The sequence below is a fragment of the bacterium genome (assembly GCA_021372775.1).
Taxonomy (GTDB): Bacteria; Acidobacteriota; Polarisedimenticolia; order J045; family J045; genus JAJFTU01.
On record JAJFTU010000454.1, the window covers coordinates 1 to 3,857 of the forward strand.

A 3,857-nucleotide genomic window follows, 5' to 3' on the forward strand; every position below is an offset into this window, starting at 1 on the left:
CAACCGCGGCGCCTACGTCGTGCACATGCTGCGCGGCGTGCTGGGGGACGGGCCGTTCTTCGCCGCGATGCGCGACTGGTACCGGGAGCACCGCGACGGCGCGGCGACGACGGCCCAGTTCCAGGCGACGATGGAGCGGCGCTACGGCGCCTCGCTGCAGTGGTTCTTCGACGAGTGGGTCTACCGCGCCGGCGCGCCGACCTACCAGTACGGCTTCCTCGCCGTCAACGAGGGCGCGACCTACCGCACCTACGTCCACGTGAAGCAGACGCAGACCGCCTACGGCGCGTTCACGATGCCGCTCGGCCTGACGCTGGTCTCGGCGGCGGGGCGCGACGCGCGCACGGTGCGGAACGACGCCGCCGACCAGTGGTTCGAGTTCGCCGCGCCGCAGGCGACGACGAGCGTCGCCTTCGACGAGAACGGCTGGATCCTCAAGAGCTCCGCCTCTTCGGCGACGGTCGCCGACGCGGACGGCGACGGCCTGCCGGACGAGCTCGACTGCGCGCCGAGCGACAAGACGCACGGCCGTCCCTCGGAGGTCTTCCAGCTGACGGCGAAGAAGGTCGGAACGAGCGGCACGATCCTCTCGTGGACCGCGGCGCCGCGCGCGGGGAGCTACGGCGTGCAGCGCGGCCTCGCCTCCCAGCTCGGGCAGGGGAACTTCGGGAGCTGCCTGAAGTCGGGCGTGACGGCGCTCTCCTCGAACGACGCGACCGTTCCGCCGGCCGGCGAGGCGTTCTTCTACCTCGTGGTCGGCAAGGACGCCGGCTGCGGCGGCGCGGGCTCGGCCGGCGCGACCTCGGCCGGCGCCGCGCGCCCCGCCGCCTGCCTCTGACGCCGCACGTTTTTCGTCGGCGGCCGCCGCGGACACCGTGATTCACGCGGGCCATTGCCTTCCAGGACGAAAGGCAAGGTTGAGCGTGAATCACGTCGGGCGTGTAGGGGCGGCTGGCGCGTCACGATCGTCGCGTCCTCGCTCAGGATTCCTCCGCGCCTGCCGCCCGACGAGATTCACGCGGAATCCTGCCTTTCGTCCTGAAAGGCAATGGCCCGCGTGAATCGAGTCGGGCGGCAGGCGCGGTGGGGGCGCCGCTGTTCCGACGGTCATCGGAGCGCGCCAGCCGCCCCTACCGGATCGTTTCGAAAAGGGCGTCCACGTGGCCGGGCGGGCAGGGCAGCGCCGCCGCCAGCAGCGCGAACCCCAACGGGCAACGCGCGAACGCCGCCGACACCTCGAGGCCCGCGGCGAAGATCCCTTCCGTCGCCGGCGGCAGCCGCACCGGACCGCGCGGACCGCTCCCCGCGTCGAGCCACATCCCCAGCGGGCCGACGCGCGCGACCTTGAAGCGCCCGACGATCGTCTCCTCCCCCAGCGCGCGCCACGGCTGGTCGAGATCGTCCTCGATCCGGCTCTGCAGCGCCGCGTGCCGCGCGAGATCCGGCTCCGCCGCCGCCCATCCCCCCGCGAAGCGCGCGACCCCCTCGTCGTCGGCGTGGCCGTTCGCGCGCAGCCACTGCACGAGCCGCGGCGTCTCCGCGCGGAACGACGCGACCACGCCGGCGCCGGCGACGATCTGAAACGGGAAGCAGCGCCCGCACCCGGCGAGCAGCGGCGCGAGGCGACGCGCCTCGAGCGCCCCCCGCGGCGGGCCGCTCCCCGCGCGGCGCGCGAGCCGCCGCCGCGAGACGTCGTCGAGCAGGTCGGGCGCGACCTCGTCCACGAAGCTGCCGATGATCTCGATCGCGGCCAGCAACCCGGCCCGTCCGAACTCGTCGAGCCGCTCGGCCCGCGCCGCCGCGAACGCCTCCAGCGCGTCCGCGCAGCTCGCTTCCCTCGGCCCCTCCGTGCGCAAAGCGTTCCGCGGCGACATCCCCCTCCTCCCTTCGCCGCGCAAAGCTACGCCGCCGCGCCGCGCGGCGACGGTCCGAACGGCGCGCGCCGTCCCGCCCGCGGGACGCCCGGCCCCGCGCCGTGGCCGACATGCCAGAGCCACCGCCCGTCTGCCGCAGCGACAACGCAACCAGACCGCGATAGCGATTGGGATGGGCGCGGGAACGCGAGCGACAATTGCGACGCTCAGAAGACTCCCTGAGCGTAGATTTGCCCGCGCCTGCCAAGGTGATTCGATGAGCGCAACTCCCCCGATTCTCGTGCTGGCGGCATGTGTCATTTTCGGAACCTTCGGCTGCGCGAGCTCCATCGCCACTGACTCACTGGAGTTTCGGCGACCGACACCAGTCAATGAGCGGCAGTTCGACGAGGTCGGTTTCGCGGGCCTTCTGTCGTCGATTGCGCCGGGAACGGCTATCGGCGCCCACCACGACGGCATCGCCCAGGTTCCGCACTTCTCCTACCGTTGGGGAGAGAACTATTGGATCGGGTCGGATGACGGCTTCGGCGTGAAGGCCACTACGTTGCTTCGACGCGCTGGCTATCGCGCTCTTGGCAATCCCGAGTCCGTCTTTGAGCCGGACAACGAGCGCAAGGCCCGCGTGCAGTTGGCGGCGAAGGTCACAGGCGTCGCGCACAACACATTTGCGCCGCTTGCCGGCGGATTCGGCGAGCTGCTGCTGACGATCGAATGGCAGCTCTACGACACTGTCGATCGGTCTCTCCGTCTGAAGGAGACAACCACCGGTTACGCCAGAAGCAAGTCCGGCTCATCCGGGTTGGTTCTTGACGCATTCGGCGTCGCCCTGAACAACCTTTTGGCACGTCCAGCATTCGCTACGGCCATGCGGCGACGCAGCACCACGGACGAGAGCATATGGAGCAGGACTGATCAGACAATCGCGATTCGGAAGTGTCCCGCCGCCCCTTCAACGGAGCTGCCGCGGGATTTCGACATCGCAATGCGAGCCGTCGTACGGATACAGTGCGGATTGTCGAGTGGCTCAGGCACCGTCGTCTCGCCGGATGGCTTCGTCTTGACGGTGGCGCACTTGGTGTCGGGCGCGATGCGCTGCCAAGTCTATTTCCGGTCCGGACTCTCCTTGGAGGCGGAGGTTCTTAGAGCTGATCCGCTGCAGGACGTGGCGGTCATCAGAATTCCTGGATCTGGACACGCCTGTCTGCCATGCGACGCCAGCCCACTCGCATTGGGAGTCGAGATCTACGCCATGGGAAATCCCTTGAACTACGAGTTCTCGGTGACCAAAGGCGTCGTCAGCGCAACTCGTACTGTGGACGGGCGAGAGTTCCTCCAGACAGACACCAGCGTGAGCGAGGGGAGCAGCGGCAGCCCGATCGTCGATCGCAGCGGGCACATGCGCGCCATCGTGTCGTGGAAACGAATTGACCCGACGGCCGAAGGACTCTCCTTCGCAAGCACCATTGAGGCCGCATTCCATCGACTCGGCTTGACGTGGGGCGCGGAGCCACAGTAGGGGACCACGGACACCGAGGGCTCACGGTGTGCCGACGTTCTCTGGTTCCGACAATCGGCGATAGCGGCGTTCAATTCCTTCCAATCCCGTGGCGACGTTACGCCGCGGCTGACTCAACCGAATCCAGCAGAGAGCGGCCTGAGCGAAGTGCCGGCCTTGGGGCGCCGAAGGGACGACGCGCGACGAGCGGAGCGCGAGTCACAGAAGGCCGTCATCGGTCCCGCGGCGTACTATCTGCGCGACGCTTCGCGTCGAGGAGATGCGCGATGTCCGACGAGCCGCTGTTCCCGAAGCAGTTCCTCTGGGGCGCCGCCACCTCCGCCTACCAGGTCGAGGGTTCGCCGCTCGCCGACGGCGCGGGGCCGAGCATCTGGCGCCGCTTCGACCACACCCCCGGCCGGATCGCCGACGGCGCCGACGGCGACGTCGCCTGCGACCACTACCGCCGCTTCGCCGAGGACGTCGCG

4 protein-coding genes are annotated in these 3,857 nt (G+C 69.5%); 3 read left to right on the forward strand and 1 reads right to left on the reverse strand.

Translation table 11 applies throughout. The features are described from left to right. Positions 1-838: hypothetical protein (locus LLG88_15510; GenBank protein MCE5248315.1), on the forward strand; the 838-nt coding region annotated here is incomplete at its 5' end. 292 nt (positions 839-1,130) lie between these two features. Here the strand turns inward: LLG88_15510 and LLG88_15515 are convergent. Then, positions 1,131-1,874, reverse strand: a complete 744-nt coding sequence (locus LLG88_15515; protein MCE5248316.1) for a hypothetical protein — start codon at positions 1,872-1,874, stop codon at positions 1,131-1,133. A 256-nt stretch (positions 1,875-2,130) separates the two neighbouring features. Here LLG88_15515 and LLG88_15520 point away from each other — a divergent pair, with 256 nt between their 5' ends. Then, positions 2,131-3,390: a serine protease gene (locus tag LLG88_15520; GenBank protein MCE5248317.1), complete on the forward strand. Its 1,260-nt coding sequence runs from the start codon at positions 2,131-2,133 to the stop codon at positions 3,388-3,390. A 266-nt stretch (positions 3,391-3,656) separates the two neighbouring features. Further along, a partial coding sequence (locus LLG88_15525; protein MCE5248318.1) for a family 1 glycosylhydrolase occupies positions 3,657-3,857 on the forward strand: 201 nt, incomplete at its 3' end.

Coding starts and splice junctions, on each gene's coding strand:
- LLG88_15520 (MCE5248317.1), top strand. CDS start 2,131: ATGAGCGCAACTCCCCCGATTCTCGTGCTGGCGGCATGTGTCATTTTC.
- LLG88_15515 (MCE5248316.1), bottom strand. CDS start 1,874: ATGTCGCCGCGGAACGCTTTGCGCACGGAGGGGCCGAGGGAAGCGAGC.